Source organism: Nostoc sp. CmiVER01, assembly GCF_034531135.2.
Lineage (GTDB): Bacteria > Cyanobacteriota > Cyanobacteriia > Cyanobacteriales > Nostocaceae > Nostoc.
Genome location: NZ_JAVRBU020000008.1, coordinates 292704 through 307073, shown reverse-complemented (window position 1 = coordinate 307073; position 14370 = coordinate 292704). Strand labels below are relative to the sequence as shown.

At 41.1% G+C, this 14370-nt stretch carries 15 protein-coding genes; 4 read left to right on the top strand and 11 right to left on the bottom strand.

Features of this window, described 5'->3' with window-relative positions:
- Positions 1-32: 32 nt before the first annotated feature.
- Positions 33-1274: an aminotransferase class I/II-fold pyridoxal phosphate-dependent enzyme gene (locus RMZ43_RS15940; protein WP_322653505.1), complete on the top strand. Its 1242-nt coding sequence runs from the start codon at positions 33-35 to the stop codon at positions 1272-1274.
- Between the two features lie 132 nt (positions 1275-1406).
- Here RMZ43_RS15940 and RMZ43_RS15935 read toward each other — a convergent pair whose 3' ends face one another.
- From RMZ43_RS15935 to RMZ43_RS15885, 11 genes are all read right to left on the bottom strand, one after another.
- Positions 1407-2573 carry a toll/interleukin-1 receptor domain-containing protein gene (locus RMZ43_RS15935; protein ID WP_322653504.1) on the bottom strand — a complete coding sequence of 389 codons (1167 nt, stop codon included), beginning with the start codon at positions 2571-2573 and terminating at the stop codon, positions 1407-1409.
- Between the two features lie 48 nt (positions 2574-2621).
- Positions 2622-3746 carry a TIR domain-containing protein gene (locus tag RMZ43_RS15930; RefSeq protein WP_322653503.1) on the bottom strand — a complete coding sequence of 375 codons (1125 nt, stop codon included), beginning with the start codon at positions 3744-3746 and terminating at the stop codon, positions 2622-2624.
- Between the two features lie 377 nt (positions 3747-4123).
- Positions 4124-5317 (bottom strand): NAD(P)H-quinone oxidoreductase subunit H, encoded by a 1194-nt coding sequence (locus RMZ43_RS15925; RefSeq protein WP_322653502.1) that lies wholly within the window; start codon positions 5315-5317, stop codon positions 4124-4126.
- A gap of 228 nt (positions 5318-5545) precedes the next feature.
- Positions 5546-5776, bottom strand: coding sequence for a helix-turn-helix domain-containing protein (locus RMZ43_RS15920; RefSeq protein WP_416212433.1), 231 nt, complete (start codon positions 5774-5776; stop codon positions 5546-5548).
- A gap of 126 nt (positions 5777-5902) precedes the next feature.
- Positions 5903-6244, bottom strand: a complete 342-nt coding sequence (locus RMZ43_RS15915) for a cupin domain-containing protein (RefSeq protein ID WP_322653501.1) — start codon at positions 6242-6244, stop codon at positions 5903-5905.
- Positions 6245-6327: 83 nt separating this feature from the next.
- Complete coding sequence (locus RMZ43_RS15910) at positions 6328-7497, bottom strand: zinc-dependent alcohol dehydrogenase (protein WP_322653500.1); 1170 nt, start codon at positions 7495-7497, stop codon at positions 6328-6330.
- A 162-nt stretch (positions 7498-7659) separates the two neighbouring features.
- On the bottom strand, positions 7660-8058 hold the full coding sequence (locus tag RMZ43_RS15905; RefSeq protein WP_322650123.1) for a hypothetical protein: 399 nt from the start codon (positions 8056-8058) through the stop codon (positions 7660-7662).
- A gap of 62 nt (positions 8059-8120) precedes the next feature.
- Entirely contained in the window at positions 8121-9290 is a 1170-nt protein-coding gene (locus RMZ43_RS15900; protein ID WP_322650122.1) for a zinc-dependent alcohol dehydrogenase, read from the bottom strand.
- Positions 9291-9477: 187 nt separating this feature from the next.
- Entirely contained in the window at positions 9478-10176 is a 699-nt protein-coding gene (locus RMZ43_RS15895) for an SRPBCC family protein (protein WP_322653499.1), read from the bottom strand.
- Between the two features lie 112 nt (positions 10177-10288).
- Positions 10289-11386 carry a DJ-1/PfpI/YhbO family deglycase/protease gene (locus RMZ43_RS15890; protein ID WP_322653498.1) on the bottom strand — a complete coding sequence of 366 codons (1098 nt, stop codon included), beginning with the start codon at positions 11384-11386 and terminating at the stop codon, positions 10289-10291.
- 132 nt (positions 11387-11518) lie between these two features.
- Complete coding sequence (locus RMZ43_RS15885) at positions 11519-11896, bottom strand: DUF2267 domain-containing protein (RefSeq protein ID WP_322653497.1); 378 nt, start codon at positions 11894-11896, stop codon at positions 11519-11521.
- 337 nt (positions 11897-12233) lie between these two features.
- On the opposite strand from RMZ43_RS15885, the gene RMZ43_RS15880 reads away from it, so the two are divergent.
- From RMZ43_RS15880 to RMZ43_RS15870, 3 genes are all read left to right on the top strand, one after another.
- Positions 12234-12632, top strand: coding sequence for a DUF6335 family protein (locus RMZ43_RS15880; protein WP_322653496.1), 399 nt, complete (start codon positions 12234-12236; stop codon positions 12630-12632).
- A gap of 386 nt (positions 12633-13018) precedes the next feature.
- A complete protein-coding gene (locus RMZ43_RS15875; protein WP_322653495.1) occupies positions 13019-13510 on the top strand; it encodes an orange carotenoid protein N-terminal domain-containing protein in 492 nt (163 codons plus the stop codon).
- A gap of 407 nt (positions 13511-13917) precedes the next feature.
- Entirely contained in the window at positions 13918-14367 is a 450-nt protein-coding gene (locus RMZ43_RS15870; protein ID WP_322653494.1) for an orange carotenoid protein N-terminal domain-containing protein, read from the top strand.
- Positions 14368-14370 lie beyond the last annotated feature (3 nt).

Here is a 14370-nt window from a genome sequence, read left to right as displayed (position 1 = left end):
CTATAATTTAATTTTTTTTGAAAGAGGAACTGATGAACAGCTTAGAACAGCTGCGGCAAGCAGAACAGGCACTATTAGAAATTTTTTCTGGAATTGACACTCAGGTCAAGCATAATCTAAAACGAGTGCTGGATGCTTTTCGTAATAACCGTGTGGGCGCACACCACTTTGCTGGTGTAAGCGGTTATGGCCACGATGATTTAGGACGAGAAACTTTAGATAAAGTTTTTGCTGAAGTTATGGGCGCTGAAGCTGCGGCCGTACGGGTGCAGTTCGTTTCGGGAACTCATGCGATCGCTTGTGCTTTATTTGGTGTACTCCGTCCTGGGGATGAAATGTTAGCAGTGGTCGGTTCTCCCTACGATACGCTTGAAGAAGTCATTGGTTTACGGGGTCAAGGTCAAGGCTCTCTTATCGAGTTTGGCATAAATTACCGCCAATTGGAGCTAACCGCAGAAGGAACTATAGATTGGCAAGCTTTAACTAGTAGTGTGGCTGAAAACACTCGTTTAGTGTTAATTCAGCGTTCTTGTGGCTATTCTTGGCGTCCTAGTTTATCAATTGCCGATATTGAAAAAATTGTCCACTTAGTCAAGCAGCAAAACCCGAACACCGTTTGCTTTGTGGATAACTGCTACGGCGAATTTATCGAAACAAAGGAACCTACAGCTGTAGGTGCTGATTTAATGGCAGGGTCATTGATTAAAAATCCTGGCGGTACTATTGTCAGTGCTGGCGGTTATGTTGCAGGTCGCGCCGACTTAGTGGAAGCATCGGCTTGCCGCCTCACTGCTCCCGGTATCGGTAGTTACGGCGGCGCTACTTTTGACCAAAATCGTCTGCTGTTCCAAGGCTTATTTCTGGCTCCGCAAATGGTAGGAGAGGCGATGAAAGGGACATACTTAACTGGTTATGTATTTGATAAACTCGGTTATCCAGTTAATCCCGCACCTCTGGCTCCCCGTGGAGATGTAATTCAGGCAATCAAACTCGGTTCTGCCGAAAAGCTAATTGCTTTCTGTAAGGCGATACAACAGCATTCTCCTATTGGTTCTTATCTTGACCCTGTTCCAGATGAAATGCCGGGGTATGAGAGCAAAGTAGTCATGGCTGGGGGAACATTTATTGAAGGGAGTACCTTGGAATTATCAGCAGATGGGCCTTTGCGTGAACCCTATGTGGTTTATTGCCAGGGGGGGACTCATTGGACTCATGTAGCGATCGCACTAGAGGCTGCGATTAATGCAATAGGAAATGCTGACACAAAATTATAGCATATATTCCGCAGGGCATGAGGTTTATTGAGAAAATAGTGAAAGGCGATCGCATTACTTATCTTGTGACAAGTCAGAAGTGATTCTTATTTCTCCTCATTATTATCCGATCTGATAGAGGTTAGGATAAATTTAATTGGAAGATTGGGGTTTTCTCTGCTGAAGCTTCTGAATTTTGCCAATAATTTTTTCGTACTTATCTGTTGCTCCTTGTTTTTTGTAAAGAGTCGCTGCTTTCTGATAATTTTTAATTGCTTCTTGTTTATTTTGTAAGTTATTGTCATAAACAAAACCACGATTTTTGTAGGCCTCAGCTGAGTCAGGAGAGAGGCGAATAGCTTTGGTATAGTCGTCAATTGCTGTTTGGTATTTTTTTATAAAATATTGAGCGTCACCACGTTTTATGTATGCATTAACATTTTTAGGCTCAATTTTAATAGCTTGGGTATAATCTTTAATTGCTGCTTTATAGTCTTTGAGTGAATAGCGAGCATCACCACGTTTTATGTACGCATTAATATTTTTAGGAGCAATTTTAAGAACTTCAGTATAGTTTTCAGACGCTCCTTTGTAATCTCGTTTACCAAGCTTATCTTGTCCCTGACTTAATAAGTTATTGACCTGCATCTCTGGTAAGGAATTACAAAATCCCAATAACACTGCAATTCCAATAACACTAGAAGCAATACCAACTAAGAAAATCGGTACATTTCTATATCGAATAATTCGGTTTAAAGAGTGGTTGGAAATAAAACGGTTGATAGATGCAAAAATTTCAGCTTTTTGTTGAGCTTGAATCAGTTGCAGTTGTCGCCGATCTTCTTGTATTTTCTCGACTTCTTGCCTAATATTTCCAACAATGTCTACAAATGCATCATCCTGCCTTGGCCAAAACCTACTAGTTATAGGTTCACCATTGTAAGGTAAACACTGTAGATGCCCGAATGGTGTAGCTTGCCAGTTATCAATTGGGCGGAGTTTAACAGGGATTACAGAGGCTTTTCCAGCGTTGTGCTGTTCCATCGCTTGCCTCATAATGTTTGTACAATCATCTGCTGACAAAAAGTCTGGACTAATCAGGAGTACAATCACTTGAGATGTATTTACGTGTTGGTAACTTTCCTGTTTCCAGTCTCTTCCGGCCAACGTTTGATTTTTCTGCCAGTTTATACTTACTTTTAGTGGTTGCAAACTACTAAGGTGCGATTTTAGGTTTTTCCGTAGTTTTTCATCATAAGGGGAGTTTGAGTGGGCAAAAAAAAGTTTGATAGTTCTGGTAGATGTCAGCAAAAAAGACATAAATTCCGATTTACGCAGCTTTTATTGGAAAAGTTTAAAGTTCCATTTTTAATATGATTCGGCAGCTATTTGCTGCACTGCTTCTGCAAATTCTTCAGCAATTTGAACGAATGCTTCATTTTGATTTTTCCAAAACCTACTGTCAGTTATAAATTTGCCATTTCTAGGTAAATACTGGAGATCGCCAAGCTGAAAATCACCAAGCGTTATACTCTGCCAACCAGCAACTGGACTGATAAGTATAGGGATAACGTAAGCTTGTCCGGCTTTTTGTCTTTCCATTGCTTGCTTAACCTCAGAATTGAGGTGGTACTTAGAGTTGAGAAAATGCCGACTAATAAGTAGGAGAATTATACGGGCTGAGTTCAGATTTTTATTAATTTCAAAATTTCTATTGTTGCCAAGTCTTATTTTCTTATCATGCCAAATACTAATAACACCTTGTCCCTCCAGAATACTAAGAGAGTTTTCTAGTTCTACTCGCAGTTTTTCATCTCTGGGTGAGTAAGATAAAAAAACTTTAGACTCTCGTGTTGGAAGTTCAACACTAACAGCAGCCAATGGAGCAATTGTAGTTGCGCTTTCTTCTGTCTCTAACTGTTTTTTTGTAATCAGTTTAGGAGTCAGAGACTCTGGAATACCTGCTATACGTATGACTCTACAGCCAAGTTTGTGGGCAAACTCAACAGATTTACCCGCAACCAGAGCATCATAAAAAGCGACGGCAAATTCAATTGCTGCTTTATCTCCGATTGCCTGACTCATGCCAATGACGTAATCTATATGTTGCGCGATCGCCTTAGCTTGAATCTCGGAATAACAAGCGTTGAGTAATACACACTTTACATGATCCGCGAATAACTCAAACAGTCCCGCAAGTGCTTCTCCATCTACTAGCTTGACCCCTCCTGTTAAATCCTCAAATACTAAGCCATCCTCTCCTGCTCCATGCCCAGAAAAATGGACGAACTGCGGCTCGAAGTCCATAATTTGGCGGTGTATATCTCTATGGCGTACTGCCAATGCTGACTTTATTAAAAATTGCTCCCGTTTCTTTCCCCTTAGCAAACCTTCCTCAATGTCACGCAACTCCTCGTCTAGACGCAGTTTACTCACGCCTTGCGGGTTCGCTGCCAAAATCAGGATTTTGTTCACTGGGGTTTCACTCTTCATTAGATGATTTTGATGTATATGGGATTTGACAGGACAAAGTTTAGTTGAGTTTTGTGCTTGCTTGGTAGATACTTTGCCGCCCACATCCACTCAACAGCAAAAATACTGTATTTAATAATTACATATAAATAAATGTGTTTCGTTTATACGGAACACACTTAAGACAAAATTTACAGTTGATAAAGAAATCATGAAGCGCTCACAAGCTTATTCACCCTATTGGTAAGTGCGATCGCTTCTTTAACTAGTCCTTGATTAACCTGAGATATCTCGCACTTGTGCCAGGATAGAATTCAATCTTGTTTGTCTTATTCCTATAGTGCAGAGAAGATACCCTTAGCTGGAAGTTGGTGTAATTCGCTAAAATTCCTGGATAACTACCGATCTACTGATCCCATGATGATATCGATACTACCCAATACTATAACTAGATCGGCAACCTTCACGCCGCGTAAGATTTCGGGTAATACTTGCAAGTTATTGAAATCGGCGGGGCGAATTTTCCATCGCCAAGGGAAGACATGATCATCGCCAATTAGATAAATTCCCAACTCACCTTTACCACTTTCTACACGAGCGTAAATTTCCCCTTTGGGAATCTTAAAGGTGGGGGCAACTTTTTTGGCGATGTACTGGTAATCAAAGCCATCCCACTCAGATTTTTTCCCTGCTGTCATGCGCTTGGCTTCCAGGTTCTCAAAAGCACCGCCGGGAAGTCCTTTGAGGGCTTGGCGAATAATCTTCACTGACTCGCGCATTTCCCGAATTCGTACCAAGTAACGAGCATAACAATCACCAGAAGTATCCCACTGCACTTCCCAGTCGAAATCATCGTAACATTCATAATGGTCTACTTTCCGCAAATCCCATTTCACACCAGAAGCGCGTAAAACGGGGCCAGAAAGCCCCCAATTGATGGCTTCTTCACGAGCGATCGCGCCAACACCTTGAACACGACGGCAAAAAATGGGATTATTGGTAATTAAGCGCTCATACTCATCTACTTTAGGAAAAAAGTAATCGCAGAAATCTTCGCACTTGTCTACCCAACCATAAGGCAAATCTGCTGCTACACCGCCAATGCGAAAGTAGTTATTGTTCACCATCCGATAACCTGTAGCAGCTTCCCACAAGTCATAAATCAACTCTCGTTCTCGGAAGATGTAGAAAAAGGGAGTTCCAGCACCCGTATCAAGTAAGAATGGCCCCAACCATAGCAGGTGATTAGCAATCCGGTTCAATTCCAGCATGATGACACGGATATAGCTAGCACGTTTCGGGACAGTAATATCAGCTAATTTTTCTGGGGCATTAACTGTAACCGCTTCGTTAAACATTCCAGCTGCATAGTCCCAGCGACTAACATAAGGGACATACATGACATTGCTGCGGTTCTCAGCAATTTTTTCCATACCTCTATGGAGATAGCCAAGAACTGGCTCACAATCGACGACATCTTCACCATCTAGGGTGACAATCAATCTAAAACACCCATGCATAGAGGGATGGTGAGGGCCCATGTTGAGCAGCATGGGTTCAGTTCTAGTTTCAATCCTTCTGCCGACGGTCATAATTAAATATTTTTCCTTTATCAAAGATTGAAAATGAGTGACGATGTTTTGTTTTGATTAGGAATGATTTGAAAAAGAATTTTGACTTTTGAACGCCAGTTGCTTCAAGTCGGCAGAGCCGCCCAACGCACTGGCTCCTTTTGACTTCCGCCTTGCGGTACTAGCCTCCATTATTGAAATAATATGGATTGTAGTCTTGTAGATTCGTCCGATTTTTGGACGTTTTTCCTATTTTTTATATTTTTGTTCTAGCATTTTAGGCGTAACTCCTATGAGACGCTTGAAGTGGCGATTGAGATGGCTTTGATCGACAAAACCAACTTGACTAGCAATCTCTGCAATGGAAAATTCTCTTTGAAGCAACAACTGTTTAGCTTTTTCAATGCGCGACAGCGAATAATATATTGATAATGAGTGTATTTTTCCCCCTCCCCCCTGCTCCCCTGCCTCTTCGGTCAAAGTAAATAGGGGAACAACAGTGTTGTTCCCCTACAAACGCTTTATATTCCATGCACTTGAGAGCAGCTATTTTTTAGCGATACCTTCGGTGAGCTTCGCTAACGCAAAACTTCAGATAGCTGCAAATCAGTTTTCGTCTCGTCCGTGGACTTGAGCCGGTGGACTGGTTGCTTCAACAGCCGTGAATGATTCTAGGATTTTATAAGTATGACTGGCTCCTTTTGGTACTACCCAAGAACTGCCAGGTTCTAGTAAAATCGTTTGTCCTTCAATATGTAATTCTGCACGACCATTGATTACATAACCAACAGTTTCATATTCCCGTGCTGTTGGCTCTTTAGGTTCGTTCGGTTCTTCATTTTCCCATAAGCGCATGGAAATGCTTTTGCCAGATGCAAGATATTTTTGACCAAGTTCACCTTTAGGCGAATGGCTAGAGTCTACTTTGATAACGGTTGTATCAGACATATTTTTTGCCTCTTTATACTTTTAACTTTGGGCATTGGGCATGGTTATTTTCTTTGTTTCCATTCCCTATTCCCCATTCCCTACTAAGGTTTGAGTACAACTTTGATGCAGTTATCTTTCTTGTGCTTAAAAATTTCGTAGCCGTGGGGCGCTTGTTCTAGAGGTAAAGTATGGGTGATGATAAAGGTTGGATCAATGTCACCATTTTGGATGTGTTCTAGTAAAGGTTTTAGATACTTGTGGACGTTAGTTTGTCCCATTTTGAAGGTTAATGCCTTGTTCATGGCAGCACCCATCGGGATTTTATCTAAAAAGCCACCGTACACACCCGCAAGTGATACGTGACCATCTTTAGCAGCAGATACTATTACTTGCCGTAGTGCTGTCGGACGGTCTGTTTCTAGACGTACTGCTTGCTTTACTTGGTCGTAGAATGCCATAAAGTCTGTGCCGTGTGCTTCCATTCCCACTGCATCTATGCAAGCATCGGGGCCACGACCGCCAGTCATTTCTTTGAGTGCTTCGCCAATATTCACTTCTTCGTAGTTGAGAACTTCTGCTTTGCCGTATTCTTTAGCCATTTGCAGCCGTTCAGGAACGCGGTCAAAGGCGATTACCCGTTCCGCACCGAGCATATATGCGCTTTTAATTGCGAATTGCCCAACTGGGCCACAACCCCAAACGGCAACAATATCACCGGGTTTAATGTTGCAGTTCTCGGCTGCCATGTAGCCGGTGGGGAAAATATCTGTTAAAAATAGCACTTGCTCATCCGTTAAACCATCGGGGATTTTGAACAAGCCCACATCGGCAAAGGGTACTCTTGCATACTCTGCTTGACCACCAGCGTAACCGCCGAATAAATGAGAGTAGCCAAATAAACCTGCTGGCGAATGTCCCATTTGCTTTTCTACTAACCAAGCATTGGGGTTAGAGTTGTCGCACAGTGACCATAAATCCCGATTGCAGAAAAAGCAGCTACCGCAAGATATAGTAAAAGGAACAACGACGCGATCGCCTACCTTCACATTTTTAACTGCACTTCCAAGTTCTACAACTTCCCCCATGAATTCATGACCAAGGATATCGCCCTTTTGCATGGTGGGAATGTAGCCGTCGTAAATATGCAAATCAGAACCACAAATTGCTGTGGAAGTAATTTTAACAATGGCATCGCGTGGGTTAAGAATTTTGGGGTCGGGAACTGTATCTACCCGCACATCGTTTGCTCCATGCCAGCAAACTGCTTTCATAATATTTTAGTCCTTACTTATCATTCCTGGCTCGTTAATATCAAGATAAACACTTGATTTAGCCTGATTTTGAGACGCGATAGTTATCGCGTCTCAAAAAATTTTCAAAGGTTGTTTTACAGTGTGTGAGTCAAAAAGTTAGACTCAAAAATTGCTACCCGTCTAGACTCTATTTCTGAGTTGCTTGCTAGGAGCAGTTCGGTAATAACCTTCTTTCGTTTCAGTCAATGGCTGAACTGTGTCTTCGGCTTTATTTTTTGTAGACTTCAGAAACTCTTTTGTAGAGCGAGGAGTCTCTTCATCCAAGTTTAGCTTCTCGCGGATATTATCAGCAGCGCTTTTTAACGGATTTCGGCTATTTGTAGTTTGGGTATCGTTTCTGCTTTCACCTTGTCGGTCTGGGATTCCTTTGTAATAAGTACCCTCTGGAGTTGTAACATCAGCTTGTGCTACATCAACGTAGGTAAAAGCTTGACCCAGTAGAAACATAAATCCTACTAGGAAAACTACAACAATTTGGGAAATGCGAATATTTCGTAGCCAAGAAGTTAATCGATTCATAAAAAACCTCAATTGCATTATGTTAGGTGTACAATTCAAAACTCTAAATGACTATTTGCCATTTAGGGTTTAAGAACAACTTTGATGCAGTTATCCTTTTTTTGTTGAAAGATGTGGTAAGCGTGGGGTGCTTGTTCTAGTGGCAATTGATGGGTGACAACGAAGGATGGATCAAGTTTTCCATCCAAAACCATCTGCAATAACGAATGCATATATTTTTGTCCATGCATTTGTCCCATCCTAAAGGTTAGACCCTTATTGAAGGCTGCACCCAATGGTATTTTGTCTACAAAACCACCATAAACACCCATGATTGAAAGAGTCCCGCCTTTACGACAGGCGACCATCATTTCCCGCAGAACGTGGGGACGGTCGGTTTCCAATCTGAGCTTTTGTTTTGTCTGGTCGTAGAAGTCTTCTAAACCAACGCCGTGTGCTTCTAAACCAACGGCATCGATGCAAGCATCGGGGCCACGACCACCAGTCATCTCTTTCAACGCTTCGCCAGCATTAACTTCTTCGTAGTTAATCACTTCTGCTTTGGCAAACTTTTTCGCCATTTCCAGGCGTTCGGGAAAGCGATCTATAGCGATCACTTTTTCGGCTCCCATCATGTAGGCGCTAATCATGGCGAATTGTCCAACAGCACCGCAACCCCAAACGGCTACGGTATCACCCGGTTGAATATCGCATAATTCTGCGCCCATATAACCTGTGGGGATAGCGTCGGAGATGAATAATAACATCTCATCCGGCAAGTCTGGCGGAACTTTAACGACACCCACATCAGCAAAGGGTACACGGATATATTCTGCTTGTGCGCCTGCATACCCACCTAGCATGTGGGAGTAGCCATAAATTGCTGAGGTGATATTGCCAAACAATTTTTCTTGAATCCAGCCGTTGGGATTGGAATTATCGCACAATGACCACATATCACGTTGGCAATAATTGCAATTACCACAGCCAATTGTAGAAGGAACAACAACGCGATCGCCTATTTTTAAATTGTTGACTCCCTTGCCAACTTCTACGACTTCTCCCATGAATTCGTGACCAATAATGTCACCCTGTTGCACTGTGGGGATATAGCCACCATATATATGTAGATCAGAGCCACAAATCGCTGTGGAAGTAATTTTAATAATTGCATCACGCGGGTTGAGAATTGTCGGATCTGGTACCGACTGTACCCGCACATCATTAGCACCGTTCCAGCAAACTGCTTTCATAGTTATTAGTCCTTAGTCATCAGTGAGCCAGTGCGGTCTTGGGGGTTTCCCCTATAAGCAACTGGCGTTAGTGCAGCGCTAGCGAGGCACGAGCGTCACCCGTAAGGGTCATTAGTCATTGGTCATTAGTCATTGGTCATTAGCTTTAGGCAAAGGACAAATGATAGAGGACAAAGAACAAATAACTCTACTTGCGTCCAGAAGGTTGACCTTCGGTGGTGGCAATTTCGCCTGCTTCCATTAGCATCTTGAAGCGGCGCAATTCATCACCAATTTGCTGTTCTGGTTCTTCACCAAAAAGTTTAGCTACGGTAGCTGCCAATGCTCCACCGGGGAGGTTATACTCCAAAACGACCTTAACTTCTGTGCCGCGATCGCCTGGTGCTTTTGTGAAGCGAACAAAACCAGAATTATCAACATCTGCACCTTCTACAGAAGCCCAAGAAATAAATTCATTTTCTCGGTCTTCGAGAATATCTGCATCCCATTCCACGCTGTTACCCAATGGTGCATTGGCAACCCAATGAGAACGTTTTTCGTTATGCACTTTGACAGATTTGAGATGCTTCATAAATGTAGGCAAATTCTCAAAGTCGTGCCAAAAGCGATACAATTCTTCTGCCGATTTATTGATAGTTACCGTCTTTTCAACTTTGATGGGTTGGTTTAGACCTATTGCTTCCTGTGCTTTCTGGATTGTGCTTTGCTTGGTTGCACCTTGATAAACCAAACCACCACCGGCTAATGCCGTTAACGCTCCCCGCAATGAACCTTGCCTTAAACCCATCAGTACCATCGCACCACCACTGATGAGAGATGCCCAGCGCTCTACTTCACTAGCTTCAGCCTGATTGGTACTTGGTTTATCACCTGATGTTGAAGTCACTTTTTTATATCTCCATCACAGTAAATTCACTATAGAGGCGCAAATACTCTCTTCTTTATATCTCTGTGTTATTTGCGCCTCTGCGGTAGCCGTCTACGTTCGTTCAAAAACCTTACATTGAAACAGCAGCCCCTGTAGTGGGCTTAGGAGGCTGAATCTGACCGCCTATCCGCGCCCGATACAGTTCTGCTAATCGTTGTTCGTATTTCAATAAATCCTGGTAAATTTCTTTGAAGATAGTAGTTGCTACTGGGTCAGTGAACATTGCACATAAATTGCCAACGTCGCCGATACCAGTTTGGAGATCACCTAAAGCAGAACGTAACTGATATATGTCATCACTTCCTGTTAAGGCAGTTTTCACTTTGGCATACTGATTGGCAATATTCGCACCTAAAGAAGGTTTTTCGCCCAATAGCTGAAGATAGGTTTCCAGTTTTTGAATGTGGCGCTGTTTATCAGCAATTATTTCTTGAAAGACTGAGTTAACTTCGTTATCTGATTCCTTTTGCAAGTAGTTTTCAAATGCTTCTATTGAATAACGTTCACCAGCAAGGGCATTATTTAAACCTTTAGCGATCTCACCTTTAGTAGAGCCACCCCAAGCATCAGCCAGCTTCCACCATTCAGCACTTGTGTCTTTTGCATTTGGTAATGCAGCATCTTTGCCACCATAACCCAAATGGCTTAATACAGTTGTGGTGAAAATTGGCAAGTCTCCAGGTTCACGAGATGTAATCAAATTTCCATCAATTACTACCGGCTCATCTAGATATTTTGCGCCAGCGTTAATCATGTCTTTGGCAATAGCAATAAAACCAGTGGCTTGTTTACCTTTGAGCAAGTCGCCTTCAATCAAAACTTGTGGCCCATGACAAACAGCAGCAACTAATTTTCCTTGTTGTATGGCTTCTTGAACAAAACGTACTGTGTTGGTGTTCCGCCGCATTTGGTCGGGAGCCATCCCACCAGGAATTATCACAGCGTCGAATTCGGCTGCGATCGCTTCTGTAGTAGTACCATCAGCTTGGATGCTAAGTTTACCGCGTTTACCCTTATATTTTTCATTCATTCGGGAACCAAGGACTACTACTTCCATTCCCGCTTGTTTTAGTCCATTATAAGGAACTGTAAATTCTGCATCTTCTACTGCATGTTCAATAAGAATGGCAATTCTTTTCTTACCAAAATGATTATTATGGTCAGTCATTGATTATATTACCTGTTTATTTCTAGTATTTTACTAGCTGCAATATTTATCGATTAGGAAAGTTAAAAAATCAGAATTATTCCTGATAAATTTTATTTGAATTGCTCACTATGCATAAACTTCACTTGTTGGTTAAGCCCCAAACATTTCTTCATAATCATGAGAAAAATGGGAGTGCAAGATAGCAAATAATTCTGGACTGATGGCATTTTGCAACACAGTAAATACAGCCCGAACATGCATTGCTACAGTGGTTGGTTCTATATTTTCTTTTTGACTTGCACGAGTAATAAACTCTTGTAAATTGAAAGAGCCACCACTGTTTCCTTCTTTTCCTCGTAAATAATCCCCTAGTGGTTGGGGTAAACTTGCAGCTAGTTCCTGTGCTTCATCATTTGCTATTCGTTCTTTAAGGGTTTCTAGTGTGGCACGGGTAGCACGTTCTGCCTCTTCACGAGAATCTGATTGGGTAAGGCTTTGTACATGTGTAATGAACTCATCGTATTCCACTGTCTACCTCCACTTATCAAAATTCTTTAGTTAAAAGCATGAATTTCAAGTTAAATGGCTAAAGTTAAATTTGATTTTTGCTGATAATAAAAAATAGTTATGAGTGAGAATCTGCCTACTGAATAATTTCGGTTTAAGAGCTACTAACTCATAACTAAAACACTTCAACTACAAGTTGCTTGACCATGAATTCATATTTACAATAGTATGGCCTGATGACTAGTTTAACTTCGTACCAAGGGGATAGATTATTTTATTTCTAAAGCTATACATCTTTGGTAAGACAACTAGGTTACAGGAAAACGTTATTGTGAGAATGCACAAAAGGGCTAGTATCATGGCAGAAAAAAATCACAATGACGAAATTGAAACCAATGATTTGCCACAGGAAATTACCGAATCCTACGGTACTGGTGTAAAAGACTTGCCGGGATACAATATTGGTGGGCGCTCAATGAGAGCAGAAAGACAGGAATATACAGAAACTAGTCCTGAACTTACTGGTGGCGATGTTGACGCTTATTGGCAAGATGCAGATGCAGTTGGGGATGAAGCTGTTGGTGGTAGTACTTCCACTCCCGATCAAAATGTAACTGAGGAGCTAGAAACAGCAGTAGGGCTAGAAATGGATGATTTTGCGTTTCTGCGTACCAACGAAATTTTAGAGGAGCGTGACGATTCTCGCTGGGAGTTAGATCCGAAATCTTCTGAAGATTATCAAGATCGACGAGAATAAGCTAGATAAAAGTAAAAGCTCTATTCTTAGTGAATGCAGCCATTAATAAATAATATGGCTGAATTAGGCAGTGCTTTTTAAGCACTGTCACAATAAAATTAACATCTATCTACAGAAATAGTCCCTGATAATATCTCAATTTGCTACCATACCCGCCCATTACTAACTCCTTTACTTTGCTAAAGGTCATTATATTTGCTTTTGATATTGGGTTTTTATCTAATTGTAATACTTCTAATGCAGGACTACAGGTTGCCCAATGTATGTCTTGTCTATAATTGTTCTTCTTTATGATTTCAATACATCTGTCTTCAGTAGGGTAAAACGTTAAATGTACATTTGATAACCTTGCTAATGAAATCAATTAATTGCAATTGGAGTTAATAATGACATTTACACAAACTGGCGATCCAACCATTCGTGAACATGTTCAAGCTTGGCAACAGTTGGGTGTGGATCAACAACTGGCTTTGTTTTGGTTCGTTTATAAAGAAATGGGTGGCTCAATTACACCAGCTGCTCCTGGTGCTAGTACTGTTTCGCCAGAAATTGCTGAGGGTTTGTTTAATCAAGTTAAGGAATTATCTCACGAACAACAATTACAAGTTCAGCGTGACTTGATTAATAAAGTAGATACCCAAATTTCTCGTGAATATGGTTCTTTAGGTGATACCACTAAGCTACTATTTTGGTATCGATTATCTCAAGGTATGGATGATGGAACTATCATTACTGTACCCTCTGATTATGAACTTCCCTCAGAATCTCAACATTTATTTGGCAGAATTCAAGGATTAGAGTTTGAGCAACAGATTACTCTTTTCCGTGATTATGTTTCGCCAATGGGCGCTGAAGCAAAAGCAGGTGCTGAAATTTAGCACTTTTGAAGTTTTTAGAGCGTTTGAGGCTACTTGCAAGGGTATTATATCGCTGGTAAAGCTAGCTATATTGGCCAGTCGCTTAATATCAAACTGAATTTTGATGACTGGCATCTTTATCTTATCTTGATACATAAACACAGAGTAAAAAACTAAAACTCTTACTCTGTGTCATTTATCTATGTCCTTAGTCCAGTTAGTCCAGTTTTACCCTACAGTCGTAACGCCTTTTGTTTTGTACTCAAATATATTAAAATATATTAAAAATAATGATAGTTGAATTAATCTGTCTTTTGGTTGGTTTAAATATGCCTAATTTATATTATTAGTGGTATATAATACTATGTTTTATTTATTAAATCGATATTTTTTTAGTTATTTAAGTAGTTAATTAATTTGAGGTGTTTATGACTTCTACCAACGTAAATTTTTTAGAACAAAGTGTATCAAAATTTCAAAGTTTAGATACAGACGATCGCCTGAGTGTGCTAGCTTTACTTTACACTGAAATTTCTGATGAAATTCCAGCGATCGCTCTTAATGATGTGTGCAACGAAAAAACTGGGAATTTAGTTGCACAAATTCAAAACCTGCCACAGCAGGAACAGGTTTCTGCTTTGCGTCAACTGCTAAACCAAGGCGAAGCAGGGGAAACAGCAATTGCTACTCAAGAATATACTTCAATGAGCGCTGACGATAAATTAGCTTTTTGGTATCACCTCGCCCAAAATTTGGGAACTACAATTATCGGTATACCAGATGACTATATACCTTCTGAAAAAGCTACAGAAGTAATAGATTTACTTCATACACCCAACCTTGAGGATTTAGTGACTTTCTTTAAACGGGTGCTATAATGG